We start from the raw sequence: 26,262 nt of genomic DNA on the forward strand, positions 1-26,262 counted from the left end.
GAAGCCAGCCTCGACTGCAAGCCGTATGATCTTCTTTCGCGTGATAGCACGCGCATATTTAATGATGGTGCTGTGATATTTATTATTAAGTGGCAGTCAGAACCATATTCCTTCAATACGCGGCTCTTATCACTTGAATGCAATATACACAGCTGGTAGCTCTTAAGGGCTTGGGCTGCTGCCTCGAAAAGGTCTGATATTTCAAAGGGGATGAAAAGTGTCTTTGTTGTCAAATGTTTTGCCGTTTTTTACCGACTTGCCTACTTTTCAGACTTCACATGATTTATGGCTTGCCTGTACTGCGCTATTGTTCAAAGACGCAAAAGCAGGATCCTATGCAGGTCGTACGATGGAGCTGTCGTTAGAGCTGCCATACTTGGCCGCGTCTATTCCTCGTGGTCATCAGTTTACGTCTGCCGTTGATGGGCATGATCCGCTCAACTATGAATCGAAATATGCAATCTTTGCAATTGTTGTCCCAAATGAAACGATTGAGGATCTGAAGATCGTCGAAGGCATCAATGAAAAGGGGCTGACGTTTAGCGTTCTGGCTTATGCTGGTGCTTCTGGACCTGCCGATAATGCTGCTAAGACCAAGGCAATGCTTGCTGCAATTGACCTCGGATCATGGGTTCTCGGACAGTTTGACAGCGCTGAAAAAGTAAAGGCCAGCTTAAGCGAAAATACGGTTATTCTGACATCGCTTGCGCCTTTGCATGGCGCTAAGACGCCATTCCACTTTGTCGTCCATGACAGTGGTGGGAAATCGATTGTGATTGAATTCTCAAGCGAAAAGCAAAATGTCTACGACAATCCTGTTGGTGTGATGACCAATGGTCCTGAATTTACGTGGCATTTGACCAACCTGAATAACTACACGTTTTTGTCAAATCTTGATCAATCGACTGGCCAGTTTGGTGATCTCAAGGTTTCTCAGCCAGATCCTGGTATTGCTACCGCTGGATTGCCTGCGTCCAACACATCGGTAGGCCGTTTCGTGCGCGCCGCTTACTACGCCACTTATGCGGAAAAACCTGAGCCTGAAAACGCGATTAAATCGCTCGGTCATATAATGAATAATTTTGACCGTCCGCGTGGTATTACGATTGATCGTCCGCAATCGGGTGGATTGGATTTTGAATCGGTGCCGTCGAAGCCCGGGCAGGAGTACGAGACAGAATATACGTCATGGACGGTTCTCGCAGACCTGAACAAGAGCGAATTTTATATCCGCACGTACGACGGGTTGAACTTTATAAAGTTCGATTTGCCACGGCTCTTTGCCGTGAATGAGCTGAAATTGGCACCGCTGGATAAATTGTCTGCACTCGACAATGTCGACGTGACTGATGCTCTACTGAAGTAGCGAAGCTTCTTAATTATCCGTAAGGAGTAATAAAGCAGAGTAATTTAGCGCTCGTGGACAAAATGTACCCATAGTTTGACTGCGGCTATGACGACGAAGCCAAGACAGGATTTCATGGCTTCGTCGTGTGTGATTGGCTCGTGGCTGTTTCTTTTTGAGGGGATGGCGGCCTCGACGTCAGTGCTGGCAAATTCGTCGCGAGTGGCGTCGGCATTGTAATCCTTGTCGGCGAGGAAAGCTTCAATCCGATCGGAGATCATCCCGAATAAGGGCGCAAAGCCTTGGGTATCATGACTTTGCCTAGAGCATTTCCAGTTTTCATTGAAACATTCGAAATGCTCTATCTCTTTGTTTTTACGCGCATCTTGTTCCGAAAACCGTTTCACACTTTTCAGGATGCGTCTTAGGCGTCAGCACGAAGCTGATCGGCCGCCCTTTGCATTGCAGCAAGCATGGGGCCTGGTGGTGAAGCCGCCGCATGATCGACCAAACGACTTGATCTCCTGAGTCCCGTTTTATGCCGACCGTACAATGATGCGCTCGGACAATCGTGCTGTCGATCATGACGGCGTTTTGATCCTGCTCGGCCAGATCAGCCAGAACTTGAACCATTGCTTCGAACACGCCGGTCTCAACCCAGTGTCGAGATCGGCGGAAAACGCCGTTCCATTTGCCCTATTCATCAGCCAGATGTCGCCATCGCGCTGGAGACAACGATGCAGCGATGAACGTGTCAGGTGCGGAATGATTGGCTGCAAAGCATAGAGAAATCATCAAGTCGCAGAAGTGTGTGTTTGCGAAAGGCAAAAATAACTGCCTCTTCTTCAACCGACAGTACCGTTGAACGCCGTTCCCTTGGTCCTGCAGGAAGATCGACAACGGAATTGCGTTTACGCCACTTCGTAACTGTCTTCTGATTGATGCCGCAACGCTTCGAGAGCCCTCTTAGGCTCTGTTTACTATTTCGTATTGGCCGCGGAATTGCCTCAGTCATCGTGGCACTGCCGTGTGGAACTTACCCCTTAATGCATCACTCCAAGTCTTAGAAAGTATCGTACCATCAAAAACTGTGATGAAACAGATAAAATGGTTGGCTTTTATAAAATTGTTGTGTTTCTTATAAATAATTATGAGTAATATTAATATATTATTTGTAAGAGTATTATTTTTTCAAAAAATATATTGTATTTTAGTTTTATAAGAGTGATCAACTCTATTTTATTAATTTGAATGGTATTCCAGAAATCAGTGCCTTTACATAACGGCGCTTCTGGAAGCGACCGTTTAGTGAAACGCGCGGTAATGTTGTAAGTTGCGTCAGGCTTTCTGAGGTCAGGATGCCCGGTTGTGTTGTGACAGCTACACGAATGCCAACATCGGCAATAGCATTTGATTCACGTTCACTAACTGCGGTCTTCCAGCCATAAGGATAAGAAAATGAGCGCGGCGTCTGGCCCGTTATTTGGTTTAGGAGACTTATTGAATCCTCTACTTCTTGTTTTAAACGGATGGAAGTGGCCCGCTTTAGATTAATATGGTTTACGGTATGCGCGCCAAAGTGAGCAAATGGATCGGACGCCAGTGACTGGATATCTGAGGTGCTCATTATAAGTTCGTCTACGATATTTATCGGGGAAATTTGATTTGCCCGTGCGGCGTTGTCGATCCTTTGGACAGCAACATCTTCGTTAATGGATTGAACGAGATTAGCTAACCGCTGAAAGGCCGTAAATTTTTCAGTATAAGTTTGGCATTGTACTGTTTCTGTTCCAGCGCCAAAGTCAAAACGAAAAGAGCTCGCTTCACGTGTCAGTGCGGCTGCTGTTTCCCACCAGATTGTCCGGCTGCGGTCGACAAAGCCTGGGCTTATAAAAATAGTGTAAGGGATATTGAACTTACGAAATATGGGTACCGCAAATTCTGCGTTGTTTTTATATCCATCGTCAAGTGTGAAGGCGACGAAATTTCTCTTGTCTGTAGTATTGTTAAGTAAGTCTGGCAGGTCATGTAGGTGAACTGGAGTGAGGCCTTGTTCTAAGGCTACGCGAATAGAAACTTCGAGAAAATCTGGTGTGATGGAAAGTATATCGTTGGGATCAAATATTTTGTCTTGTTGAGGTCGAACGTGATGAAGAGTAAATATCAAGCCCCGCCCACCTGCCTCAGGAAAAAGACGGTGCATAAGAGGATTAGACGTCAGTTCCAGTCCACCCTTGATTAGACTATATTTCAGGGCGTTTTTAGCGGCGTGTAAAGGCCACATTGGACCGATCCTTCTGAAAACTCTATTTCATTAATTGAAAATACGTCGTTTTAATACCCGATAGACGGTTATAGGAAGATCAGCGAAGCCGGGCTTTAGATCGCTCCATGAAAACGCTGCCCATGCTTTAACTTTGAGCAATGACGCTAGATAGGTTCTGAGCTTTAGCTTTCTTCTGCTTATTAGTATAGTGGCAGCTATTATGTCTCGAGATAAATATATCCAAGCTGCGTTACGCTGCATCAGCACTTCAGGTTGTGGCGCGCGATTATTCACGGCGTCCCACAGCATTGTGGTAAGGTTTGAGCTAGTGACACTGCTCAAAGCGAACCATGACCAGGGACGGGGATTCACATCCAGAATATTGAGGCTACCATCGGTGAGGTCTCGTTTAAATTCCACTTCGACCAACCCGCTATAATGAACGGAACTCAGAATTTTGCGAGCTGCGTCTATGGCTTCTGGTGAATTGATGGTCTCTACGAACGTACTCGTGAATCCGAAGTCAACGGGATACTGCCTACTTCGCTGAGCGGTGAACTCCCCGATTGGCGCACCTTTATGCCAGAAAGCCGCATAGGATAGCTGTGTATCTCCATCACCAGGGATTAAGCGTTGAATAACTATATTCTCTGCTCCCAGTTCACGGCTCGCAGAAACATAAACTTTAACGAGGGAGGGTTTGTCATCAACCCTTATCACCTTAGCTTTAGCTAGGGCACTGTTGCCTCCGCCCATATTGGGTTTCAGTACAACCGGAAAACGAAAGCTCTGTTCGTGAATATCGCCTAAAGCGGTGATCTTGTAAGTTGTTGGATGGGCGATTTGTAATTCTGCTGCGCGTTTATATAGGTTAGGCTTGTCACAGAGCCACCTTAATTGTTCCCATTCCGGCGTTATAAGCGCAAATGTCGATGAAAGAATTTTGGTGTTTTGAGAAACAAATTTTACATCTTGATCACCTGCGGGGATCAGTAACGCACCGTTCAGATCAAATGATTTAGCGATTTGAAGGATTTCTTCCGCCGCATTAGCTGTTTGTGGTCCGGACCAAAAAATGGTCTTTTTTATGTGGCGTGACCATTGAGTTAAGGGATTGTCGTTGGTGATATAAAATACTTTTACATCTAGTTTTGCCAAGCTTCGTGCTAAAGCAAGTGAACCATGCGCACCGCCTAAGATGACGGCGCTGTTCATTAATAAGTCTGGATGTGATCGAGACATGTGCCAGTTATCCACCAATGGTGACCACATCAGTATCAGCTATCAGCGAAACATTGTATAATTGAATGGCTTTTGATGATGCGCAGAAAATAATTGATTTATCGCTGTTGAGGTAAAACAGGATAATTTATCAAAACGGAACGAGCAACAATGGCAGCTAATACCGCTTTGATAATGTCTCCCGGTATAAATGCCATAGCTCCTATCAGAGCTGTATAGAATGAAAGTCCCGTTATCAACATAACCCCGATGATACCCACCGCGTATAGCACGATAACGCACCCGACTATTGACGCAATTGCAAAGCCTGCCAACTGTATAATATTAGTTTGGGACCGTTTGATAAAGGTTTGTGCTATAAAGCCCGTGGTCAACACAGCAGGAACCCAGCCGATAAAAAAGCCGACAGTTGGGCCTGTATAGACGGCTAGTCCGCCCCGTCCACCTGAAAGAACCGGCATCCCTATAGTCACAAGAGTGATTACCAACAAGACTGCAATCGCGCCCCGCTTAGCACCAAGAACCATGCCGGCGAGCATGACGCCGAATGATTGAGCGGTGATTGGCACCGGAATAAAACCGAGGGTGATCGGAGGGATAAGGCCTAAAACTACGATGATTGCGGCAAACAGCGAAACAAAAACGATATCTTTGGTGTGCATGATTTCACTTTTCGTTTCGATGACTTCTCAGCGTGACCGCAAATTTCTTGCGTCGATCGCTTGCGCAATCTGATCAGCTTGCTGCAGTGTGAGTATAATAAGTGACGGCAGTATCGTTAAGAGGCGTAGTTTCAATCCGCGCACTTTGTGTGCGTCTCGTATTGCTTCGTAGCGTGTCAAGATTTCGGGTACAAAGCGCAAAATCAATCCAATTGCAAGACCAATATCCTCAGCGTTGGCAATGCCGATCCGTTCAAGTGGTTTGGAAAAATCTGTAATTGCTTGAATGAATTCGCCTATCTTCGTGGTTGCAGTTATCGCTGCCGCAAAAAGCATTAAACTTGTCAGCCTCAGCAATTGAAAAACTGCTTCTTCTTTGTCTCTGAGAAAAAAGCTAAATAAGGAAACTATCAAAATAGTTATAAAGATCGGAAGTAATCGCTTTAGTGCCGGTACAAGCGATTGCCGAATTGAAAAATAGATAATTCCACAAAAGATGCATATCGATATCAGTAACGGAAAATTATTTGTAACATATAAAATAATTCCTATCGAAAATAATAATAATAATTTCAGTTTGATGGGTGTTTTATAAAGTAAGCCCTCACCATCTATATAAAGAGAGCGAATCAATTTGCTATTTCCAAATATCTGGCAATGGCAATTGAAGGGCAGTTGTCTTCGACGAGTCTTCCCTCATGAAAAACAAGAACGCGGTCATATTTTTCAACCAGCTGTAAATCATGGGTGATGACAATTGTTTGCTGCGGTAGTCCGTGAATGGTCCGATCAACAGTTCTACGATTTCTAAAATCAAGCTGGTTTGTTGGTTCATCAAATATAATAAGTTCTGGTTTGGTGACCAGCACTGATGCTAAGGCCGCAAGTTGTAACTCGCCACCAGAAAGTTCGTGCACACGACGAGATGCCAGATGCTCGGCGTCTAATTGCAAAAGCATATTTTTAGACACTTCTGCACGCATTTTCTTATCTGCCACAAGGTTTTTAAGACCGAATTCAATGTCTTCCTGTACGGTAGGCATTATGATCTGGTTGGCCGGATTTTGAAAAATATAGCTCACGCGCCCGTTAAGGCGCACATTTTCTTTAGTAATTTTTCCAGAGGATACTGTTTCAAGGCCCGCTATAAGCCGTGCAAAGGTTGATTTTCCTGATCCGTTCAAGCCGACAATACCTATCCTCTTTTCGGAGATAGATATCGTGAGTGGATAAAGCGCTGTATGTTCAGCATATTGAACAGTTACGTCGTTAAAGTGAATAATCACCCTTTGCGCCTCATTTCGATCCCGTATACATTGGATTAAATAGTGTTCTTTCTAAGATAGCTGAGTACTGTGACGCGGCTTGAATGGCAATATGGAGTAATAAATGTTGTTGGTGCCGCTCGATGAAATGAAGAATAGTCGAACGGTATCAATCGTAGCAGGGTAAGATATCCAGCCAGTCAGTGAAATACGCTGCGGAAAATATAAAATCTTATCCAAAAACTACGCCAACTTAATTTGCTTAACGGTTCGTTTGGGTCGACAGGGTAGCTTCACGGATATTGATGGGCTCGCCGGAATTGTACATTTCCTTTGGCGTCTTAAAAATAAAGTCAATTATCGCGGTAACCTGAGGTGCCGGAGAAATTTATCACAAAGGTCCTAAAGGGGATTTGCGCTTGTTGCTGCCAAGGTCGTCTGAAATAGCGCTGTGCAGTGTATGGTAGAATAGTTACTTTGAACGCTTCACTTCTGAATTCGTGGTTGAACGGCTTTGCCCGTAAATAGCTTCATTTTTATGAGTCTTTGGCAGATAAAATTTGAAGTTATTCAGTGGGCGGCCTATGCCTGCGTAACTTGAACAAGTGGAATACGATGTTCCTTGTAAATTCCCGTTTTAGCAAGTTTACGACTATTTGCTGAAATGCGGCATCTTGTCAGCTGGCCTTGATTGGCGTACGCGAAACCCATAATAAACCGCCAGATTGAAATTCTCGTTTGGCGGCGCTGTCCTTCAAAGCCGTGCAACATAATGACGTTGGGATTACGATGACCCTGTATCTGGATTACCTCGCTGAAATTAAAAGCAGAGAAACACAAGGGCTCGCTCCGAAGCCGATTGATGATGGCGCCTTGACAGCGGAAATCACTGCCCTCATTGATGACAGCGCGAATGAACATCGTGCAGAAGCGTTGAACTTTTTCATTTATAACACGTTGCCGGGTACAACCAGTGCAGCAGGCGTCAAAGCTGCATATCTGAAGAAAATTATTCTCGGTGAAACCGTCGTTCCGGAAATAACGCCTGATTTCGCTCTCGAGTTACTTTCACATATGAAGGGCGGGCCATCGGTTGAAGTGCTTTTGGATATCGCATTGGGTGATGATGCTTCAATTGCGACCAAAGCCGGCGATGTTCTGAAAACACAGGTTTTCCTCTACGACGCGGATATGTTCCGTCTGCGTGACGCCTATACAAAAGAAAATCCGGTCGCCAAAGACATTCTTGAGAGCTATGCGAGGGCAGAGTTCTTCACCAAGCTCCCTGACATCGATGACGAAATCAAGGTTGTAACTTTCATTGCCGCTGAAGGCGATATTTCAACCGACCTTCTGTCGCCGGGAAATCAGGCGCATTCCCGCTCCGACCGTCAGTTACATGGTCAGTGCATGATTTCGCCGGAAGCGCAGCAGCAAATTGTGGCGTTGCAAAAGCAGCATCCTGACAAACGCGTTATGATGATCGCTGAAAAGGGTACAATGGGTGTTGGCTCGTCGCGTATGTCAGGCGTCAATAACGTAGCATTGTGGACAGGAAAGCAATCCAGCCCTTACGTGCCCTTTGTCAATTTCGCACCGATTGTCGCTGGCACCAACGGCATCTCGCCAATTTTTGCGACGACTGTTGACGTGACGGGCGGCATCGGCATCAACCTGAAAAATTGGGTTAAGAAGACTGGTGAAGATGGCAAGCCGATCCTCAACAATGATGGAAACCCGATTCTTGAACAAAAGTTCTCCGTTGAAACAGGCACTATTTTAAATATCGACACTAAAAATAAAAAACTTCGTGATGAAAACGGCAGTGAGTTGGTTGATGTCGCATCTTCCTTCACACTGCAGAAGATGGAGTTCATGAAGGCCGGAAGCTCTTATGCTATCGTCTTTGGAAAGAAGCTCCAGACATTTGCTGCACAGACGCTGGGCATCGAACCAACACCAGTGTTTGCACCAAACAAAGAAATTACGATAGAAAATCAGGGCCTTACCGCAGTTGAGAAGATTTTCAATCGCAACGCTGTTGGTGTCACTCCGGGCAAAATTCTTCATGCCGGTTCAGACGTTCGTGTAAAAGTGAACATCGTCGGTTCGCAGGACACAACCGGCCTGATGACTGCGCAGGAACTGGAAGCGATGGCTGCAACTGTCATTTCGCCGCTGGTTGATGGCGCCTATCAGTCTGGCTGCCATACTGCATCAGTGTGGGACAAAAAGGCTCAGGTCAATATTCCGAAGCTAATGCGCTTCATGAATAATTTTGGCGTGATTACAGCACGTGATCCGAACGGCGTTTATCATTCAATGACAGACGTTATTCATAAAGTGCTGAACGATATTACTGTCGATGACTGGGATATTATCATTGGCGGAGACAGCCATACACGCATGTCCAAAGGCGTGGCTTTTGGTGCGGACTCCGGCACCGTTGCACTGGCACTTGCAACTGGTGAAGCAACCATGCCGATCCCGCAATCAGTTAAAGTAACATTCAAAGGCACGATGCAGCCTTATATGGACTTCCGCGACGTTGTACATGCAACACAGGCGCAGATGCTCAAGCAGCATGGTGACAACGTCTTCCAGGGTCGCGTCATCGAAGTCCATATCGGCACATTGCTGGCGGATCAGGCATTTACCTTCACCGATTGGACAGCGGAAATGAAGGCCAAAGCTTCGATTTGTATTTCTGAAGATGAAACACTGATTGAATCGCTTGAAATAGCAAAATCACGTATTCAGATTATGATCGACAAGGGCATGGATAATGCCGCTGAAACATTACAAGGTCTGATCAACAAGGCAGATGCACGTATTTTCGAAATCCGTTCGGGCGAAAAGCCTGCGCTGAAACCAGACGATAATGCAAAGTATTTTGCTGAAGTTGTTGTTGATCTTGATGAAATCAACGAGCCTATGATTGCGGATCCGGACGTCAACAATGCCGACGTCTCGCGTCGTTATACCCATGACACCATCCGCCCGGTTTCCTATTACGGTGGCAACAAGAAAGTTGATTTAGGTTTTGTTGGTTCTTGTATGGTTCACAAGGGCGATATTAAAATCGTAGCCCAGATGCTCAAGAACCTTGAAAAGAAACAAGGCAAGATTGAATTTAACGCTCCACTTGTTGTCGCAGCACCAACCTACAACATCATTGATGAGCTGAAAGCCGAAGGCGACTGGGAAATTCTTCAGAAATATTCTGGCTTTGAATTCGATGATGCGAAGCCAAAGACTGCCAACCGCACCGAATATGAGAATATTCTCTATCTGGAGCGTCCGGGCTGCAATCTTTGCATGGGCAATCAGGAAAAAGCTGGAAAAGGCGATACGGTTCTTGCAACCTCCACCCGTCTTTTCCAGGGCCGCGTTGTTGAAGATACCGCAGAGAAGAAGGGGGAATCCTTGCTGGCATCCACACCGTTGGTGGTTCTGTCTGCCATCCTGGGCCGTACACCAAGCATCGAAGAATATCGCTCGGCAGTAGAAGGTATCAATCTGACAAAGTTTGCGCCGCCAAAGACAACGCCTATCGATTCTTTGTCGGTTCATTATTAAGTTTGAATTTATAGCTCCTCGCGGTGTAATTTATGCGCGAGGAGCTGTCATTTTTTAAAATATATTTAAGTTCTTTCTTTCGAATTTTGGTAATATTTTTTTTATTTAAGTATATCTGATAGCCGTTTATGGTCTTTTTCGGTTCTGTTAAGATTTAGACCGTCTAAAAGATCTAAAATGTGGGCTTTCATTAGAAATGATGCTTCGTTTGGTCTGCGTTTTTCTATTGAGTCAATCAGCGCATTGTGAGCGTGGCTTTCGCATGTTGTTTCCCTGCGTTGCCAGTATAAGGCTATAATGAGCGATGAGCGGGGCAATAACTCTGCAACAAAAGCTGCTAAAATCGAATGTCCAGCAATTCTGGCCAGATCAAGATGAAATCGGGCAGACAGTTTGATGGCATCACTGTCCCGACCCGCATGAAGAGCTTCATGTTCATCCTGCAGGTGTTTGCGAAGCTTCGCGATATCTTCCGCCTTCGAAACCTTTGCTGCGATAGCTGCGACTTCGGGCTCAATCAGTGTCCGCGCTTCAAACACTTCTCGTGCTTCTTCACGAGAGGGTTCGGCAACAAATGCGCCGCGATTGGGCTCCAATCTGACAAGGCGATCATGGGCGAGGGCTTGCAAGGCCGACCGGACGACAGATCGGCTCACCGAATAAATTGTTGCAAGTTCATCCTCAGGTAGTTTGGTTCCAGGCAGCAGTTGGTGGCTGACAACAGCATCGCGCAGTCCCTGATAAACCGGGTACCATCGTGTGGCTCCGTTATTATTTTGGGTCTCAATATTGTCCGCAGGCTGATTATTAAGAAAGTTCATTTGCTACCGGATATAAACTGTGCGGTGTCAGGAGTGACCGCGATCAGAGTAATTTCAGATCTTGCTTACTTACATATCTAATCCCGTTTATCGCGTGTCAACAAATGCCGGAACTTGGTTTGTAAAATAGAGCTTAAACTTTGGCTAAGTTCGATTGAAGACCCATAGGTTTATCTATCGGGTGAATATTTTTCAAAAATTCCTTGAAACGTTTTGCTCCTAGGCGGCAAATAACCACCGCGCTTGGATGTCTTTAGTCCCAAACTTACAAGGCCTTCGCAAAGTTTGACGGCCGCTGTTACTCCGTCAATTACCGGCAATTCGTGTTCGCTTGAAAGAGACGCTGCAAGATCTGCCATGCCGGCACAACCAAGAACAATAGCCTCCGCATGATCTTCGCGGATCGCACGCGCTATTTCTTCAGAAATACGTTTGCGCGCATCAGAGCCCGGTATTTCAAGTTCGAGTACTGCAACGTCACTTGCTCGGACGCGTGAGCAGCGCGTTGCCAGACCATATCGCACCAGATTGTGTTCTATTGCTGGCACAGAGCGGGAGAGGGTTGTTACCACACTAAATTTTCCCGAGATCAAGCTCGCCATATGAAAGGCTGCCTCGCCAATGCCAACGACTGGCATAGTACCCGCACAACGCGCCGCATCAAGACCGGTATCATCGAAGCACGCTATAATGCATGCATCAGCCTTTGAATGTTTTTGCATCTCACCGATCATACCGGGAATGGCGAAAACCTCATCAAAATAACCTTCTATGCTGGGTGGCCCGTCTTTGGGGTTAACCGCAGTAATTGTCGTGGAGGGCAGGGCAACGCTTCGTGCAGCCTCGCCAATTTTCTTCGTCATTGACGATGTTGTATTGGGGTTGATGACAAGTATGTCCATTTCCTCAAACCATGTTTTTTATCGTTATTGGTGACCTGAAGCGCGCTTCGTTCTGAATGTTTTTCGCCCTTCAAGTTAACAGCGTGAGTCACTGTCGCTTCTTCGGCTGTCCAATTGCCTAGTGTGGTGGATTTAAAGTTCGTATCATTCGCGCTGCATTCACCTCGAGGAACTTTAAATCCGTAAACCACACTAGATCCAATAATTTGCTGGTATGGCTTTAGACCCGAAATTCGCTCAGTTGATTGCTTTGCAGTGAAGCAAATTTCGGGTCCGCCATACTAGCTATCATTGCGCCTGAAATTAAAGTTCAGCAGCCATGTCTTGCCCCCACGACACGGCTGCTGATCTGGTTGGTTATTTAGATTTCACCGCCCAGATAGAGTTTTTTGACGCGTTCGTCGGAAATGAGCTCTTCTGAATTACCCGAGAGAACGATTTTTCCTGTCGTGAGAGCATAGGCTCGTTGTGATATTCGAAGTGCCATGCGTGAGTTTTGCTCGACAAGCAGGACACTTACTTTCTCGTCACGGTTGATCGCAACGATAGAACGGGCGATATCCTGCACGAGCTTTGGTGCTACCCCCAGCGATGGTTCATCAAGAAGCAGGAGCTTGGGCTTAGCCATGAGTGCGCGCCCGATGACGAGCATCTGTTGTTCACCACCGCTCATTGTCCCTGCCGCCTGTGAGTATCGTTCTTTCAAACGGGGAAAGCGCCCCAATACCATTTCAAGCGTATTCGAAATCTCCGCCTTACTCGAACGGGTAAACGCACCCATCAACAAGTTGTCCCTAACACTCATATAGGGGAAAACGCGGCGTCCTTCCGGAACCATAGCGATGCCCATTTCGACAATTGCATCGGAACGCGTGCCGTCAAGCCGTTGACCTTCGAAATGGATTTCGCCCTTACGAAGCTTGTTCAACCCGGTAATCGCCCTCAAAATCGAGGATTTTCCCGCGCCATTTGCTCCGATCAATGCAACAGTTTCCCCTTCATTGACCGTAAGTGATACACCTTTGAGGGCATAGACATGATCATAATAGAGTTCGGCATCAGTGATTTTCAGAAGCTCTGTCATGATCAGTATCCAATCGTTTCATCTTCTGCGCCGAGATAGGCTTCGATGACTTTCTCGTTCTCCTGAATTTCTTTAGGTGTGCCTTCAGCAATTTTCTGGCCGAAGTTTATTACGACAATTCTGTCGGAAATATTCATGACAGCCGGCATATCATGTTCGACGAGTAGCACAGTCACTCCACGATCTCTTACAGCACGTACCATTTCTACGGCCTTCACCGTTTCATCGTGGTTCATGCCCGCGAAAGGTTCATCCAGCAGTAGAATTTTAGGTTCGGTTGCAAGTCCAATCGCGATGCCGAGTGCTCGCAAATGACCGTGCGGCAGGTTTTGCGCAACTTCGTTGCGTTGATGACCCAAGCCGAGGAAATCGAGTATCTCATCGGCTGAACGACCGAATTCTTCCTGATCCTGACGGGCGATGCTTGTGCCGATATAGCAACCCAGAAGGCTAGCTTTTGCGCGCAGGTGGTGGGCGACAATAACATTGTCGCGTACCGTCATTCCTTTGAAGATTGTGGTTTCCTGAAAGGTACGTACGACACCTTTTCGAGCAACAATATGTGGAGCAAGTCCCGATATCCGCTGTCCATCAAACACAACTTCACCGCTTGTTGGTGTGAGGAAGGATGCGATTAATTTAAAAAGCGTGGATTTTCCTGCTCCATTGGGTCCGATTACCGAGAGGATTTCCTTTTCTTTGACTGCGAAGGAAACATCATTCACGGCAACGAGCCCACCAAAACGTTTGGTCAGTCCCTTTACTTCGAGAATTGCGTTCATGATTTAGTTCCTTTCTTGCCTGTCAGTCGAAGGCTGAGCAGCCCGTTGGGCAGGAACAGCATTAGAATGATCAAAACGCTCGAAAAGATAAGGAGCTGGAACTTTCCGGTTTGGAACAAGAAATCCCATCCGAAATAGAGAACAAAAGTTCCAATAATTGGACCGAATACATAACCAAGGCCACCAAGGAAACAGTTGAGCATGAAGTTTACAGAGTCTGTAACTGTAAAGCTGGATGGATAGATTGACTGCGAAATCGCCACGAACATCGCGCCACCCAGTCCCCCTAGGAAAGAGGAAATCGCATAGGCCAGCACTCTGAGATACGTAATGTTTACTCCAATAGAAGACGCAAGTTCTTCATTTTGTTGTAGTGACTGGCACAGGCCGCCAATGCGCGAATGTATCAGTCGATAAAGCGCGGCAAAACACACGACCATCAATACAACTGAGACGAAGTAGAAAGCGGCACGCGGATTTTGCAATGTCGCAAAATCAGGCAAAATTGTCAGTCCGAAGATGGATATGCCGCCAGGCATAGGGATGCTGACAATGCCTTTTGCACCATTTGTAATGGGTAAAGCCATCGCCAGTAATCGTGCAACTTCCGTCAGAACAAGAGTAACCATGGCAAAGTAAACGCCACGAAGTCGCAGTATTGGAATGCCGATAAGGATACTGGCGAAGGCACAAAACAGGCCTGCAAGTGGTAAAGTGAGCCAGAACGATACCCCGTATTTGACCATCAAAATGGCGGATACGTAGCCACCCATCAAAGCGTACGCACCCTGGCCGATATTAATTCGGCCAATGTAGAAGGTAAGCCAGACACCACCGCTGACAATTGAAAGCAAGGCGACTGAAGTCAGCGTGTAATAAAGATCGTTGCGGCCGGTTACTTCGATTAGCAACGGAATGGCGACCAATACAAGTGCAAGGAATGCAATCACGCCAAGTATTTTTGTTGTCTTTGTCATGTTGGTCCCCATCAGCCCCACGGTTTGCCCATCAGCCCGTTCGGGCGAAGGCTGAGGAAGATCATCAAGCCAGCGAAGATGACCAAGTACGTGATGTCACCATATGGGCGGAGCACTGTGAGGCCTACAGACTCAAGCATGCCGAGTATAAAGCCGCCCGCAATAGCTCCGCTGACGACGCCAGCTCCGCCTATCATCACCATCATGAACGCTTTGATGGAGATTGCTCCACCAATGCCTGAATTAACACCGGTAATGGCGACCAACAGACCGCCGACCAGGCCTGCCAGCATAGCCCCCATTGCGAAGCCGATCATGGAATATCGGTCGACATTCACGCCCATTAATTGTGCCGCCACACGGTCTTGGGCGAGCGCGCGCATGGCGCGACCGGGTTTCGTGAATTGCATGAAAAGAACAAAGGAAACGATGAATATTACCGCAAGTGCACCGATCAGCATGCGATCATAAGGCATGATAAGCCAATCAGAAACATAGACACCGTTAACGATCTTTGGCACGCCGCGCTGTTTCTCTCCAAACAGCAGCAAGATGATTGCATCGAGGAAGAATGCGACTGCCGCCGCCAACAACATCGTGCTTTCATCACGTAGACTTCGCTTGATAACGGGTCTGAACAAAAATTTTTCAATTAAAGCGCCTACAATCATCAAAGTGACCGCCGAAGCCAGCAAAGCTACTACAAACGGCAAACCAAGCTGACCATAAATAGTGTACGTGACGAAACCGCCGAGCACATACATTTGGCCGTGCGCAAAGTTAAGAACGTTCATTAGTGCAAAGATAAGCGTCAAACCCAACGCGATGAGTGCGTATTGAGCACCGAGATACAGCCCATTGGCTATAATCTGTTCCATGAAGACAGACTCCCCCAGTGGAGACCGGCAATACCGAAGCCTCCTCTTTTGTTTTTACGTTTGGGAGGCCTGACGCATATTTAGAGATGCTGCGTCAGGCTATTCAGTCACGACGATTTGTTAATCGACTTGAGCCACGAATAGGGTTTCGAACTTGCCGTCTTTGTATTCGGTGACAACCATAGGAATACCGATTTGGCGCTTCTGACCAAATGACGCTGTGCCGACATAGGTTAGCTTCGCATCGTCACCTTTAACAAAAGGGTTTGGCGCAGAAAAAGTGTCCATAGTCTTTTTAAATTCTTCGACGTTATCGACAGCCGCAGGATTTGCCTTCATCGTTTCCACGATGTAGTCGAGCGCATAGACTTTTGTATTGGATTCATCATTATACTCGCCATAAGCTTTTGTATAACGGTCAACGAATTCTTTCATCGTGTCTGAGGCGATTTCTGGGGTCGATGCACCTCCGACGGAGATGAATCCATTTGCTAACTCGCCAGCACCTTCTTTAAGAACTTTGGCATCCTGTGCAGTTTCAGTGGAAATAAAGCCCTCGTAGCCCAGTTCCCGTGCCGCACGGATCAGAAGGGGCGCGTTACCTGGAGCGACACCGGAAAGAACAAGAAGGTCAGGCTTCTGCATTACAATGGGTGTCAGTACCGGCGTGAAATCTCGCGTGTCGTTCTGATAAGCATCGCTTGTTGAAATGACTTCAAGATCGAGTGCTTTCGCTGCTTCAATGCCGCTGTCGCGTTGGCTTAATGGATCGGACTCATTGGCTGCTACGAATGCGACCCGCTTCACACCTTTGTTTTCTTTGAGATATTTATAGATTGCCGGGCCGGACTGATAATTTGCAATCATGCCAAGAACGGCATTGGAGGCTGGAGGTGTGTAAAGCTCTTTGGGAAATGAATAAGGAAAATAGATGATGCCTTTGGATTCTGCGACGGGCCGGACAGCCGCTGCACCGTCATCGACATTGGGGCCAACGACATAATGCACGCCTTCCTGTGCCATTTTTTCCATACCCGCGATTGCGCGTTTGGGATCTTTTTGATCGTCAAAGGTTACAATCTTGATCTTGTATGTATCGTCGCCGATCTTCACGCCGCCAAGTTCATTAAGCCAGTCGGCACGGACTTGCATTGATCGCACGTTTGACGTTCCCCATGCTGCAGCTGGCCCACTGGTTACGCCTACAAACCCAATTTTGAGTTCTTTGTCTGCGGCTTGAGAAGCATTGGCGGACATGAGCGCAAAAAATGAAACAGCGCCCAGCGCCGCAGTTTTGATAACTGCGCGTCTGTTAAACATTGATATTCCCCTTGTTTAAGTAACTCTTCTCTCGTTTGATGGAGAAGAGCATGCGTGATTGAACGTCACTTCCGGAAAATTGTCAACAATATTAATTCCTATTATTTACAATATGGCCATCGGATGGCTACAATTAAGGAGCAGGTGCTTAAAGACCGTGTCCGTCCGACAGAAATTACAAATGATTAGAATAGTTTATTCAAATCCAAGTATGAGGGCGCAATCGGTTTATTGAATACGCGTAAGGCCAGTATCTCAATTGAAAAAGCGCAGCTTATAAGCTGCGCTTTTGATATTTAGAGCTGTTTACCAAGGGCTTGTATCAGATCATTTTCCAGATCGGCAGGATCCTCGAGTCCCACGGAAATTCGAATGAGGTTAGGTCCAATACCGAGATCAGATTTGTGATCTTCAGGCACAACGGCATGAGTTAATGAAAACGGATGCTGAATTAGGCTTTCCACACTTCCAAGACTTACTGCAAAATGAAAATAGTTGGTGCTCTTGAGTATGCGTTCCACTCTTCTCAGATCGCCCTCAACGTCAATGGATACCACGCAACCAAAATTAATCATTTGGCTTGCGGCAAGTTCATGTTGTGGATGGCTTTTTAAGCCGGGATAGATAACTCTTTCTATTCCTAACTCTTTCGCCCGACTTTCCAAGTTTTGAGCGATCTTTAAGGCTGTTTCTGCCTGTCTGGTGCTCCTGATTTCAAGCGTCTTCAGAGACCGGTGAAGCAAATTACAATCCATGGGAGACATGACTGATCCAAGTGCATTTTGAAGGTACTTGATACGGTCAGCAAGATTGTCTGGTGCTTGCGCGGAAATAGCAATAACGCCACCCAAAAGGTCGGAGTGTCCGTTCAACATCTTCGTGGCGGAATGAACCACGACGTCAATCCCATATTCAATGGGACGCTGCCCAGCGGGCGAGGAAAATGTGCTGTCGCAAACTGTAATCGCTCCTGCCTCTTTGCCAAGCTGCGCAACCAGTGACAGATCAACAATGCGCAAAGTTGGATTGGAAGGCGTTTCAAACCATAACAATTTCGGCTTCTGTTGAGATATGGCTTTCCGAAGTGCTGTTTCATCTGAAAAGTCAACAAAATGAACTTTATGGCCTGCCGATATAGGACGTACATCGGCCAAAAGTCGGTAAACGCCACCATAAAGATCATTATGTGCGAGGATAGATGCACCTGCTGGCAGAACTTCGAGCAGTGTAGCTGCAGCAGCCAATCCCGAAGGGAAGGCGAAAGCTGCTTCCGCACCTTCAAGGTCTGCAAGGCAAACTTCAAGCGAATTACGCGTTGGATTACCGCTGCGGCTGTAATCGAAGCCCTTACTTTGGCCTATTCCATCCTGAACGAATGTTGTTGCGTGATAAATTGGGGGTATCACTGCACCGGTCAATGGGTCGGGAGATTGGCCAGTATGGATTGCTCGTGTTGCAAACCCAGCTTGATTGCGGAGAAGCGCTTTTGTCACTTTTTTCATTCCCGTGGGGTCTTTAGGCGTCGTTACAGAACAACTTCTGACTTGTGATCACGTTTACAAAATTTATTTAATACTCAATCAGTTCACTCGTGTCTTTGAGATACAAGGGGTGCCCCGGTGAGCCGTTATTGGTGATTTTAAGCGCATGCAACTCTATTCCTTGCGCACGCAAGGCATCTGTGACCGTCTGACCATGGTGTGCGAGGCGCTTGTGTAGTGAGCCATATGCCATGACGACAATCGCTGCATTGCGGGCTTGATCAACAATCGTTTTTAGATTTTCTTCGGTGCAAGGGATCACGCCTGGCTCCAACAGTGTTTTGGGATCGGTGGCGCGATAATCCATCACATTGCATTTTACGTAACGGCTATATCCCCAGCGACGCGTGAACTTCTGTTCCTTAAAAACTGTGGGATCGTCGACATCAAGGTCAGCTGTGCTGGGATTCATACCAATCCATAAAACATATCCAGGATTTTCGGCGCCATCCCATTCCCGAGTCAATAAGCGTCTGTAACGACCACAATTTGAGAAAAGGGCGTCACTGCGAATATCAGCTTTGACTTTCAGGCGAACTTTGCCACCCGGGTCATGAGGCTCTTTATTCATTGTGTTTTTCATTTTTTGTATCATAAGGTGCGATTGTAGGTTTTCTACCCTATTTTATTGGCATGTTAAGAGCCTGAATCATTATGATACAAAGATATCATGCTCTTGTGATGCGCCGGGTGAGCATGCGGATGTTTGCGATGTCGATCCACGCTTTAGCGGAGGCGACGGTTTTCTCGAAATCTTTAGCCAGTCTGCCTTTGAACCTGGGACCTGCCTATCCACTATCAGCGAAGATATGCCGTAACCACGGCCAGCGTTTGAGTATGGTCCTCAATGACTGGCTATAGGCTGCCCTCATACGGCTGAAGGATTTTACCCGGTCGCTGTCGAAGGAAACTCTAAGAATGTTCATGGCCGCAAGGCCTCAAATTGGATGCACTTTCATTCAGTGAAAATTGGCCTGAACTATTACTTGTAATAATAATAGTTTTTGTGCCTTTTAAACCGAAGAAGCTGCAACCCTATAATCAGCTTGCAGCTAAGATTTAGAACTGCGGTGACATGCTTATGAGTAAAAAATGGCCTAGTTGGATTTCCGGCTAGGCCATATTTTTTTGTCGATCTATTTAAGCTGACTTCTCTATGAGTTGTATTCAGTTATTTTATTTTGAGCTTTTTTGTAGAGCAGCAAGGTCAGACACAATGGCCGCTGCTTCATTTTGCAACACATCTTTGGCATTCTTCCGAGCATTTTCGCGGGCAATATCTGCAGTCAGACTTCGTTCATTTGATTGGAGTCCATCATCACTACGAGAATTGACATCGTCGGTATCTTCTCCGTGAGATTTTGACCTTTTGGCCTGTTCTTCCATCTCAGTTTTGCGGACTGCTTCATTGAGGGAGACAGTTGATTTCTCGCGTTGTGCTTTCAATGTTGCCAGATCATCAACAAACTGCCGGAATCCGCTGTCATCTTTGACACGGTTATCATGCAGTGCTTGCAATTGCGGAACTATAGCTTTGGTCTTATGGAATGATTTGTATTTCGCAGGCTTTATTTCCGTCCACGGTAATGCGTTATCAAAGCTTGATTCACCAACGGTACTTAAATCAAAAAGACCCGGTAATGTTATATCAGGTGTTACGCCGCGCAACTGAGTTGTGCCGCCATTAACCCGAAAAAATTGAGCTATTGTCAACTTCAATGCGCCCAGTTTTGGTTCGGGATTGTTTGCAACTTCATCGAGGTTCACTACAGTCTGCACTGTGCCTTTGCCAAAGCTAGGTTCACCTATGACGATGCCGCGATCGTAATCTTGTATAGCCGCAGCAAAAATCTCGGATGCTGACGCTGAGCCACGATTAATCAGCACGCCTAAAGGGCCATTCCAAGCAGGAGTTGTAAGAGTATCGCTCTCTACTCTAATATCACCCTGTGCGTTACGCTGTTGAACTACAGGGCCTTTTCCGATGAAAAGACCTGTCAAATCAATGGCTTCAGTTAATGAGCCGCCGCCATTATTCCGCAAGTCAAACAAAATACCATCAACTTTCTCATCAGAAAGTTCTTTAAGAAGCTTGGCAACGTCTCGGCTGGCGCTTCGATAATTTTTATCGCCTTTTCTTCGCGCCTCGATGTCTTCGTAGAAGGCCGGAAGGGTAATGACACCGATTTTGCGGGTCACATCGCCATCTTTAACAGAAAGCGTCTTTTTCTGCGCAGCTTGTTTATCGAGGCTGATCTTGTCCCGTACCAGACTGATAATCCGGTGGGGGGCGTCTGGCCCAGCATCGGCAGGCAATATTTCCAAACGAACGACAGAGCCTTTGTCACCTCTGATGAGTTTTACAACTTCATCAAGCCGCATGCCTACGACTTCTTTGATGGGCCCTTCTTTATTTTGTCCAACACCGACAATTCGATCACCAACGGCAAGCTTTCCTGAAAGCTGCGCTGGGCCACCGGCGGTTAATTCTCTTATCGTCGTAAAATCGTCGCGCTCCTGAAGAACAGCGCCAATACCAACGAGTGAGAGCTTCATCGAGATATCAAATTCCGCTGAAGCATTTGCACCGAAGTAATCCGTGTGTGGATCTACTGAGGTCGTGTATGCGGCCATGAAGAGTTGAAAAACGTCGTCTGCCTTTGCTTTATTCGCACGCGATAACACGTTTTCATAGCGTTTCGTCAAAGTTTCACGGATTGAAGCGTCGTCTTTTCCGGCAAGTTTTAAACGCAACCAATCGTTTTTGACACGTTTGCGCCAAAGGTCATCACGCTCGTCTTCTGATTTTGGCCATGGTCCTTTGTCTCTTTTGGTAGAATAACTCTCTTGATCGTTGAAGTCGAATTTCTCTGAGAGAAGTTTTTGTGCGTATGTCATGCGATCATTAATGCGCTGTCCGTAAATATTATAGATCGCAAAAGGAATACTCAGATCTTGCCCTTGAATAGCATCATCTAGTTTCGTGTTCTGGGTTTTGAAGCTATCAATATCAGCCTGTAAGAAAATTAGCCTTTCAGGATCGAGAGCATCAATAAACCGGTCCATGATTTTGACCGATAGTTTATCGTCCAATGCAACCGGTTTGTAATGAAAGCGCTGAAGAAACTCTGCCGTGAGATTGGCAGCCTCTGCCTGTTGCGGCGATGGTTCAAGAACTGGGGGTGGGCTGGCCTCAAAAGCATTGGCTGAGGAAGCAAGTGCCATCATTAGGCAAAAGAAAACAGACTTGATACGTATCACCTTTTATCCCGCTTCTGGCTATTTGGTATTCTACTCATAAACTTATTTGCCGGAATTGGGGCGCTTTGGCAATCTATCTGCTTAATTCTTCCGTCACAGTTCCTTGAGTTGGACTTATAAATAGCGGCGGGGATTGGCTGCCAGATAGAATGTGTTGATCAGAGTGTTGATATCAAAAACCGGCAAGCCAGATTCTTCCGCAACAAAAGATGAAAATGGGCACATATTCGTGCATTCAAACAGGATTGCACCGGGATTTTCACAACTCGCCATAAACGCTCGCGTCATGTCCAGCATTTCTTCTTTTAACACGTCCGTATCAAGATAATCGCGGCCTTCAATGTAGGTTTGCGGAAACTCAGCGTTTTCCTTCATACCCTGCACCTGAACTGGGATCACCTCTGATGACCAGCCAACGCCCTTAAAATGTGCGTCATTCATGTGGTGCGCGCGCTCGGTAAACACACCAATGACTTTGCCGGGAGCTAGCATGGCATGGATAATCGGTGCTTGCATCAAGGCTGATGTGAAGACAGGAATATTCACCGCAGCAGCAATATCTTTTTGGAATGGACCCAGAAAGCCGCAGCTCGTGGTAATGGCGCGCACGCCTTCTGCTTCAAGTTCCCGCGCCGCGTCGATAAAGGGTTCGATGAGTTTTGGATCCGGGTTGTTGCCCATGATGCGCGTGGCATGCGCACCTTTCACCGTCTTGTAGCGAACAGGAAAATGATAGGACAGTGCGTTACCAATATCGCCTGCCGGACGCGGGAAAATCGTATCCAGCATCAGTACGCCAATCTGCTGACCATAATTGGTAAAGCCACCTTTGAGCATCATTGTTTCATTCCTTTGTAATCAGAAAATTAGTGGCCGAAACGTGCAGGCGAAAAGTCGCGGGCCCGTTCAGAAGCGACGTTATTGATTGCGTCGAGAACCATTTCCGCCGTTTTGGGGGCTGAGGCGATCCCGATATGACCATGACCAAAGGCTGCAATAATTCCGGGATGGCGGGTGAGTTTTCCGATTACCGGAATGCCATCAGAGGGCGAGGGGCGATGTCCCATCCAGAGCTTGAGATGTTTTAAGTCTTGCTTTCTGAGATTGGGATAACTTGCCAAAGCGTGCTTAAACAGCACTTCAGAACGCCTCCAGTCCGGTGCTTTTTCGACCGTTGCCAGCTCGACCTGACCAGACAGGCGCAGTCCCATATTGGTTGGGGTATTCCCCATCCGTCCCGTGCTCGGCATGATCGGAATATCAAAAGGAAGCTCCTTCATCGGCAAAGTCACGTGATAGCCGCGCTCACTTTGCATTGGCACATGCATGCCAAGATCATTCATCATCCGGCCGGAGTGAATGCCTGCGGCAAGAACGATATGATCAGCAGCAAGGCTTTCATTGTTTTCCAACACTACGCGCGGGGACACACCTGTAAGCACACGCACGACATTCTTGCGTATAAAGTCAACGCCGGATTTTTCAGCCTGTGCAGCAATCCCGGCAACATATTTGCCGGTATCGAGACAATGCGCTCCTTCTGTTACATGAATGGCAAAGCGATAGTTATTTCCAAGCGCTGGAATGCGCTCGCGCAATTCCACCTCCTGCCATTCGTCGAACAGAATCCCGTTATCGCGACGCAACTGCCAGCTCAGCGCTTCGGCTTCAAATGCTGTGCGGTCGGGATAAGCGTAAAGCAAGCCCTTCTGCACAATGAGATGGCCCTGTCCAGTTTTGCGCGCCAAATCGATATGCCGTTTCGGTCCATCATTGAGCAACCAGTTCAGTTTAGCAGCAGTCTTCGTCACGCGTGATTTTGTGGCGCCGGCGAAGAGGAAACGCGTAAGCCATGGCATCAATCTGGGGACCGATTTCCAGTCGAGCGTAAGCGGACCATTGCGATCCAGCAGAAAACCCGGCACCTGCCGCCAGAGACCCGGCATACTCATGGGAATAATAGAAGCGGGACTGATCCACCCTCCATTGCCATAGCTTGCACTTTGCTCGCCGCCCGGTTCCGAGCCGTCGCACAGCGTTACCTTCAGGCCAGCTTCAGCAAGTCGCAAAGCGATTGTGGAGCCGATAATGCCAGCTCCGACGACAATAACACTGCCTGTCATGACATCCATCCGTTCTGCGTGTGCGCTTAAGCGAGGCCGCCATGGAAATGGCTTAAGAACTCGCGGGTTGCAGCTTCGCGTGGCTCATTGATCATCTGACGAGCATCGCCGGTTTCGACAACGTAGCCGTCCTGCATAAAGATGACTTTGTCGGCGACGTCGCGTGCAAAGGCCATTTCATGGGTTACGAGGATCATCGTCATGCCCTGCTCGGCCAGTTGTCGGATAACGGCGAGAACTTCACCGACCAGCGCCGGATCAAGCGCCGATGTCGCCTCATCAAACAGCATCACATCAGGACGCATCGCGAGCGCTCTTGCAATCGCCACACGTTGTTTCTGACCGCCTGAAAGCTGCTCCGGCCTAGCATCTGCACGCGCTGCAAGTCCGACCTTTTCGAGCAACTCCATCGCCAACTGGCGTGCAGCTTTTTTATCCTGCTTTAGCACAGTGACTGGCCCGACCATGACGTTATCGATCACGCTCATATGTGGAAACAGATTGAAGTTCTGAAACACCATGCCCGTATTGGCGCGGAACGCAGCGAGATACTTGTCTTTCAGGGCGACGTTACCGGACGAAAAATCAATCTTCTGATCGCCGATTGCGACATAGCCTGCATCGGGTAGTGAGAGCAGATTAAGGCTGCGCAGCAGTGTCGACTTTCCCGAGCCGCTCGGTCCGATCAGCGCAACAACTTGTCCGCGTTCGACGGTGAGGCTGATATTGCGCAGCACTTCGATGTCTCCAAAAGACTTCTTAAGCCCACGTACTTCGATCATCGGTTCAGTATTCATGGCTTATCTCCACATGAACGGCGGACTTCATAAGGCTCGTCATTTCAGCTTGCCTTCCAGCCCATGAGCGAGGCGTGTGAGAGGGAAGAGAACTGCGAGATAAAGCACTGCAATCAAGGTGTAGGTTTCAAGCGGACGGTACGTCGCCGATGTTACCAGCTGGCCCTGATATAGGAGATCTGGCACTGCAAGGACGGACAAAAGCGATGTGTTTTTCAGCTGAAGCACGGATTGGTTGACCAAAGGTGGCACCATGCGGCGGAGTGCTTGCGGCAGAATAATCTTGCCCATCAATTGACCGCGGCGCATACCGATTGCGCGTCCGGCGTCCCACTGCCCTGCATCGATGGAAACAATGCCGCCTCGAATGATTTCCGCATAAAATGCAGCGCCATAGAAAGTCAGCGTAAGGAAAGCTGCCATGGCTGGCGAGATTTCAAGGCCGATTAGCATCGGGAGCGCATAATAGCACCAGACAAGCTGCACCAGCACTGGCGTACAACGAAATATTTCTACGACCGTCATGATAGGCACGGTGATAATCTTATTGCCGGAAAGCCTGCCAAGAGCGAAAACCGTACCGACCAAGATGCCGGAGATTACCGTTATAATCGTGAAGCCGACAGTGTAGGCCAGCCCTTGGACAAATAATCCTCGATATTGCCACAGGCCGGAAAAGTCCCATTGATAGTCCATTAATTCACTCTTTCTGACACCCCGGCAAAGGCACGGGAGGACGTTGAGCTGAACAGCCAGTGCCCAAGCGAAAGGATGTCGAACACTGGCACACCGCTGGCTTTAGCAACCGCTCGTGCGAAGGGCGGCATGTTCGTACACTCGAGAACTATGGCACCAAGATCATGTTCTCGGGACTGCAATCGCTCCGCCGCATGGATGATTTCAGCTTCAAGGGCAGAGCGGTCATAAATCCCACTGCCTTCGATTAATTCAAGAAATGCGCCGCCGTCTGGCATGCCGATCCGTGGTGTGTTGATGTCGGCACCGCAAGCTAAGAAGATTGCATCATCAAGGCTGGCTTCATCATAAGTGATCACACCGACTTTGCGTGTCTGACCAATCAATGCTTTCACCATCGGCAATTGCAGCAAGCTGGACGTTGCAATCGGCACCGATAGTCTCTCACTTAAAACACTTTGATGCCGCGCCATGAAACCGCAAGACGTGACTAGCGCACTGCACCCTTCAGCGATCAAAGCATTGCCAGCCTGAACGAAGTCTTCGATCAATCCAGCGCCCCGCTGACGAATTATCTTGTCCGCTGATGCGCCAACGACCTTTCTGAACCGCACAGGCATATTCCATGACGCCGGATTTCCGACGTCTCCGGGCGGCCTTGGAAAGTCGGTATCAAGCATGATGACACCGAGTGATTTCTGCTCGAGCTGCATTTTGGTTG

Annotated in this window: 23 protein-coding genes and 2 pseudogenes; 2 read left to right on the top strand and 23 right to left on the bottom strand. The window is 47.5% G+C overall.

Annotated features, from left to right (window positions below):
• Positions 1 to 217 precede the first annotated feature (217 nt).
• Entirely contained in the window at positions 218 to 1,366 is a 1,149-nt protein-coding gene (locus RI570_RS14400) for a linear amide C-N hydrolase (protein WP_313829237.1), read from the top strand.
• Positions 1,367 to 1,410: 44 nt separating this feature from the next.
• On the opposite strand, the gene RI570_RS14405 is transcribed toward RI570_RS14400, so the two are convergent.
• The 7 genes and pseudogenes from RI570_RS14405 to RI570_RS14435 all read right to left on the bottom strand — a co-directional run bounded on the left by RI570_RS14405 (position 1,411) and on the right by RI570_RS14435 (position 6,801).
• Positions 1,411 to 1,752 carry a hypothetical protein gene (locus RI570_RS14405; protein WP_313829239.1) on the bottom strand — a complete coding sequence of 114 codons (342 nt, stop codon included), beginning with the start codon at positions 1,750 to 1,752 and terminating at the stop codon, positions 1,411 to 1,413.
• 309 nt (positions 1,753 to 2,061) lie between these two features.
• Positions 2,062 to 2,360: pseudogene (locus RI570_RS14410) on the bottom strand (IS481 family transposase); the annotation flags it as partial.
• A gap of 219 nt (positions 2,361 to 2,579) precedes the next feature.
• On the bottom strand, positions 2,580 to 3,629 hold the full coding sequence (locus RI570_RS14415) for a polysaccharide deacetylase family protein (protein ID WP_313829240.1): 1,050 nt from the start codon (positions 3,627 to 3,629) through the stop codon (positions 2,580 to 2,582).
• 30 nt (positions 3,630 to 3,659) lie between these two features.
• Positions 3,660 to 4,853, bottom strand: a complete 1,194-nt coding sequence (locus RI570_RS14420) for an ATP-grasp domain-containing protein (protein WP_313829241.1) — start codon at positions 4,851 to 4,853, stop codon at positions 3,660 to 3,662.
• Between the two features lie 98 nt (positions 4,854 to 4,951).
• Positions 4,952 to 5,515 (bottom strand): biotin transporter BioY, encoded by a 564-nt coding sequence (locus tag RI570_RS14425; RefSeq protein WP_313829242.1) that lies wholly within the window; start codon positions 5,513 to 5,515, stop codon positions 4,952 to 4,954.
• 27 nt (positions 5,516 to 5,542) lie between these two features.
• Positions 5,543 to 6,148, bottom strand: coding sequence for an energy-coupling factor transporter transmembrane component T (locus RI570_RS14430; protein WP_313829243.1), 606 nt, complete (start codon positions 6,146 to 6,148; stop codon positions 5,543 to 5,545).
• Positions 6,145 to 6,801 carry an ABC transporter ATP-binding protein gene (locus RI570_RS14435; protein ID WP_313829244.1) on the bottom strand — a complete coding sequence of 219 codons (657 nt, stop codon included), beginning with the start codon at positions 6,799 to 6,801 and terminating at the stop codon, positions 6,145 to 6,147. Before RI570_RS14435 ends, RI570_RS14430 begins: the two co-directional genes overlap by 4 nt.
• A gap of 768 nt (positions 6,802 to 7,569) precedes the next feature.
• On the opposite strand from RI570_RS14435, the gene RI570_RS14440 reads away from it, so the two are divergent.
• Complete coding sequence (locus RI570_RS14440; RefSeq protein ID WP_313829245.1) at positions 7,570 to 10,359, top strand: bifunctional aconitate hydratase 2/2-methylisocitrate dehydratase; 2,790 nt, start codon at positions 7,570 to 7,572, stop codon at positions 10,357 to 10,359.
• Positions 10,360 to 10,460: 101 nt separating this feature from the next.
• Here RI570_RS14440 and RI570_RS14445 read toward each other — a convergent pair whose 3' ends face one another.
• The 16 genes and pseudogenes from RI570_RS14445 to RI570_RS14520 all read right to left on the bottom strand — a co-directional run bounded on the left by RI570_RS14445 (position 10,461) and on the right by RI570_RS14520 (position 26,254).
• Entirely contained in the window at positions 10,461 to 11,180 is a 720-nt protein-coding gene (locus RI570_RS14445; protein ID WP_313829247.1) for a GntR family transcriptional regulator, read from the bottom strand.
• A gap of 170 nt (positions 11,181 to 11,350) precedes the next feature.
• Positions 11,351 to 12,082, bottom strand: coding sequence for an aspartate/glutamate racemase family protein (locus tag RI570_RS14450; RefSeq protein WP_313829249.1), 732 nt, complete (start codon positions 12,080 to 12,082; stop codon positions 11,351 to 11,353).
• A 361-nt stretch (positions 12,083 to 12,443) separates the two neighbouring features.
• The gene (locus RI570_RS14455; RefSeq protein ID WP_313829250.1) at positions 12,444 to 13,166 is read right to left on the bottom strand and encodes an ABC transporter ATP-binding protein; all 723 of its coding nucleotides are present in this window, start codon (positions 13,164 to 13,166) and stop codon (positions 12,444 to 12,446) included.
• A 2-nt stretch (positions 13,167 to 13,168) separates the two neighbouring features.
• Positions 13,169 to 13,948, bottom strand: coding sequence for an ABC transporter ATP-binding protein (locus tag RI570_RS14460; protein WP_313829251.1), 780 nt, complete (start codon positions 13,946 to 13,948; stop codon positions 13,169 to 13,171).
• On the bottom strand, positions 13,945 to 14,925 hold the full coding sequence (locus RI570_RS14465) for a branched-chain amino acid ABC transporter permease (protein ID WP_313829253.1): 981 nt from the start codon (positions 14,923 to 14,925) through the stop codon (positions 13,945 to 13,947). The genes RI570_RS14460 and RI570_RS14465 overlap by 4 nt, the downstream gene beginning before the upstream one ends.
• An 11-nt stretch (positions 14,926 to 14,936) precedes the next feature.
• Positions 14,937 to 15,803, bottom strand: coding sequence for a branched-chain amino acid ABC transporter permease (locus tag RI570_RS14470; RefSeq protein ID WP_313829254.1), 867 nt, complete (start codon positions 15,801 to 15,803; stop codon positions 14,937 to 14,939).
• A gap of 120 nt (positions 15,804 to 15,923) precedes the next feature.
• The gene (locus tag RI570_RS14475) at positions 15,924 to 17,123 is read right to left on the bottom strand and encodes an ABC transporter substrate-binding protein (RefSeq protein WP_313829256.1); all 1,200 of its coding nucleotides are present in this window, start codon (positions 17,121 to 17,123) and stop codon (positions 15,924 to 15,926) included.
• A gap of 296 nt (positions 17,124 to 17,419) precedes the next feature.
• Positions 17,420 to 18,625 (bottom strand): PLP-dependent aspartate aminotransferase family protein, encoded by a 1,206-nt coding sequence (locus RI570_RS14480; protein WP_313829257.1) that lies wholly within the window; start codon positions 18,623 to 18,625, stop codon positions 17,420 to 17,422.
• A gap of 67 nt (positions 18,626 to 18,692) precedes the next feature.
• Positions 18,693 to 19,247, bottom strand: coding sequence for a DUF1643 domain-containing protein (locus RI570_RS14485; RefSeq protein ID WP_313829259.1), 555 nt, complete (start codon positions 19,245 to 19,247; stop codon positions 18,693 to 18,695).
• A gap of 85 nt (positions 19,248 to 19,332) precedes the next feature.
• Positions 19,333 to 19,512 (bottom strand): annotated as a pseudogene (locus RI570_RS14490) (IS5/IS1182 family transposase); the annotation flags it as partial.
• Between the two features lie 328 nt (positions 19,513 to 19,840).
• Positions 19,841 to 21,892, bottom strand: coding sequence for a carboxy terminal-processing peptidase (locus RI570_RS14495; protein ID WP_313830054.1), 2,052 nt, complete (start codon positions 21,890 to 21,892; stop codon positions 19,841 to 19,843).
• 147 nt (positions 21,893 to 22,039) lie between these two features.
• Complete coding sequence (locus tag RI570_RS14500; protein ID WP_313829260.1) at positions 22,040 to 22,765, bottom strand: aspartate/glutamate racemase family protein; 726 nt, start codon at positions 22,763 to 22,765, stop codon at positions 22,040 to 22,042.
• A 26-nt stretch (positions 22,766 to 22,791) separates the two neighbouring features.
• Positions 22,792 to 24,048 carry an FAD-binding oxidoreductase gene (locus RI570_RS14505; RefSeq protein ID WP_313829261.1) on the bottom strand — a complete coding sequence of 419 codons (1,257 nt, stop codon included), beginning with the start codon at positions 24,046 to 24,048 and terminating at the stop codon, positions 22,792 to 22,794.
• Positions 24,049 to 24,074: 26 nt separating this feature from the next.
• Entirely contained in the window at positions 24,075 to 24,845 is a 771-nt protein-coding gene (locus RI570_RS14510; RefSeq protein WP_313829262.1) for an amino acid ABC transporter ATP-binding protein, read from the bottom strand.
• Positions 24,846 to 24,884: 39 nt separating this feature from the next.
• Positions 24,885 to 25,541, bottom strand: coding sequence for an amino acid ABC transporter permease (locus RI570_RS14515; RefSeq protein ID WP_313829263.1), 657 nt, complete (start codon positions 25,539 to 25,541; stop codon positions 24,885 to 24,887).
• On the bottom strand, positions 25,541 to 26,254 hold the full coding sequence (locus RI570_RS14520) for an aspartate/glutamate racemase family protein (RefSeq protein WP_313829265.1): 714 nt from the start codon (positions 26,252 to 26,254) through the stop codon (positions 25,541 to 25,543). The genes RI570_RS14515 and RI570_RS14520 overlap by 1 nt, the downstream gene beginning before the upstream one ends.
• Positions 26,255 to 26,262: the final 8 nt, after the last annotated feature.

Source organism: Brucella pseudogrignonensis (genome assembly GCF_032190615.1).
Lineage (GTDB): Bacteria > Pseudomonadota > Alphaproteobacteria > Rhizobiales > Rhizobiaceae > Brucella > Brucella pseudogrignonensis_B.

What these genes read in the sequence shown, in the direction of transcription:
- RI570_RS14415 (WP_313829240.1), bottom strand. Translation starts at nt 3,629, where the DNA reads ATGTGGCCTTTACACGCCGCTAAAAACGCCCTGAAATATAGTCTAATC.
- RI570_RS14420 (WP_313829241.1), bottom strand. Translation starts at nt 4,853, where the DNA reads ATGTCTCGATCACATCCAGACTTATTAATGAACAGCGCCGTCATCTTA.
- RI570_RS14425 (WP_313829242.1), bottom strand. Translation starts at nt 5,515, where the DNA reads ATGCACACCAAAGATATCGTTTTTGTTTCGCTGTTTGCCGCAATCATC.
- RI570_RS14440 (WP_313829245.1), top strand. Translation starts at nt 7,570, where the DNA reads ATGACCCTGTATCTGGATTACCTCGCTGAAATTAAAAGCAGAGAAACA.
- RI570_RS14445 (WP_313829247.1), bottom strand. Translation starts at nt 11,180, where the DNA reads ATGAACTTTCTTAATAATCAGCCTGCGGACAATATTGAGACCCAAAAT.
- RI570_RS14450 (WP_313829249.1), bottom strand. Translation starts at nt 12,082, where the DNA reads ATGGACATACTTGTCATCAACCCCAATACAACATCGTCAATGACGAAG.
- RI570_RS14455 (WP_313829250.1), bottom strand. Translation starts at nt 13,166, where the DNA reads ATGACAGAGCTTCTGAAAATCACTGATGCCGAACTCTATTATGATCAT.
- RI570_RS14460 (WP_313829251.1), bottom strand. Translation starts at nt 13,948, where the DNA reads ATGAACGCAATTCTCGAAGTAAAGGGACTGACCAAACGTTTTGGTGGG.
- RI570_RS14465 (WP_313829253.1), bottom strand. Translation starts at nt 14,925, where the DNA reads ATGACAAAGACAACAAAAATACTTGGCGTGATTGCATTCCTTGCACTT.
- RI570_RS14470 (WP_313829254.1), bottom strand. Translation starts at nt 15,803, where the DNA reads ATGGAACAGATTATAGCCAATGGGCTGTATCTCGGTGCTCAATACGCA.
- RI570_RS14475 (WP_313829256.1), bottom strand. Translation starts at nt 17,123, where the DNA reads ATGTTTAACAGACGCGCAGTTATCAAAACTGCGGCGCTGGGCGCTGTT.
- RI570_RS14480 (WP_313829257.1), bottom strand. Translation starts at nt 18,625, where the DNA reads ATGAAAAAAGTGACAAAAGCGCTTCTCCGCAATCAAGCTGGGTTTGCA.
- RI570_RS14485 (WP_313829259.1), bottom strand. Translation starts at nt 19,247, where the DNA reads ATGAAAAACACAATGAATAAAGAGCCTCATGACCCGGGTGGCAAAGTT.
- RI570_RS14495 (WP_313830054.1), bottom strand. Translation starts at nt 21,892, where the DNA reads ATGATGGCACTTGCTTCCTCAGCCAATGCTTTTGAGGCCAGCCCACCC.
- RI570_RS14500 (WP_313829260.1), bottom strand. Translation starts at nt 22,765, where the DNA reads ATGATGCTCAAAGGTGGCTTTACCAATTATGGTCAGCAGATTGGCGTA.
- RI570_RS14505 (WP_313829261.1), bottom strand. Translation starts at nt 24,048, where the DNA reads ATGACAGGCAGTGTTATTGTCGTCGGAGCTGGCATTATCGGCTCCACA.
- RI570_RS14510 (WP_313829262.1), bottom strand. Translation starts at nt 24,845, where the DNA reads ATGAATACTGAACCGATGATCGAAGTACGTGGGCTTAAGAAGTCTTTT.
- RI570_RS14515 (WP_313829263.1), bottom strand. Translation starts at nt 25,541, where the DNA reads ATGGACTATCAATGGGACTTTTCCGGCCTGTGGCAATATCGAGGATTA.
- RI570_RS14520 (WP_313829265.1), bottom strand. Translation starts at nt 26,254, where the DNA reads ATGCAGCTCGAGCAGAAATCACTCGGTGTCATCATGCTTGATACCGAC.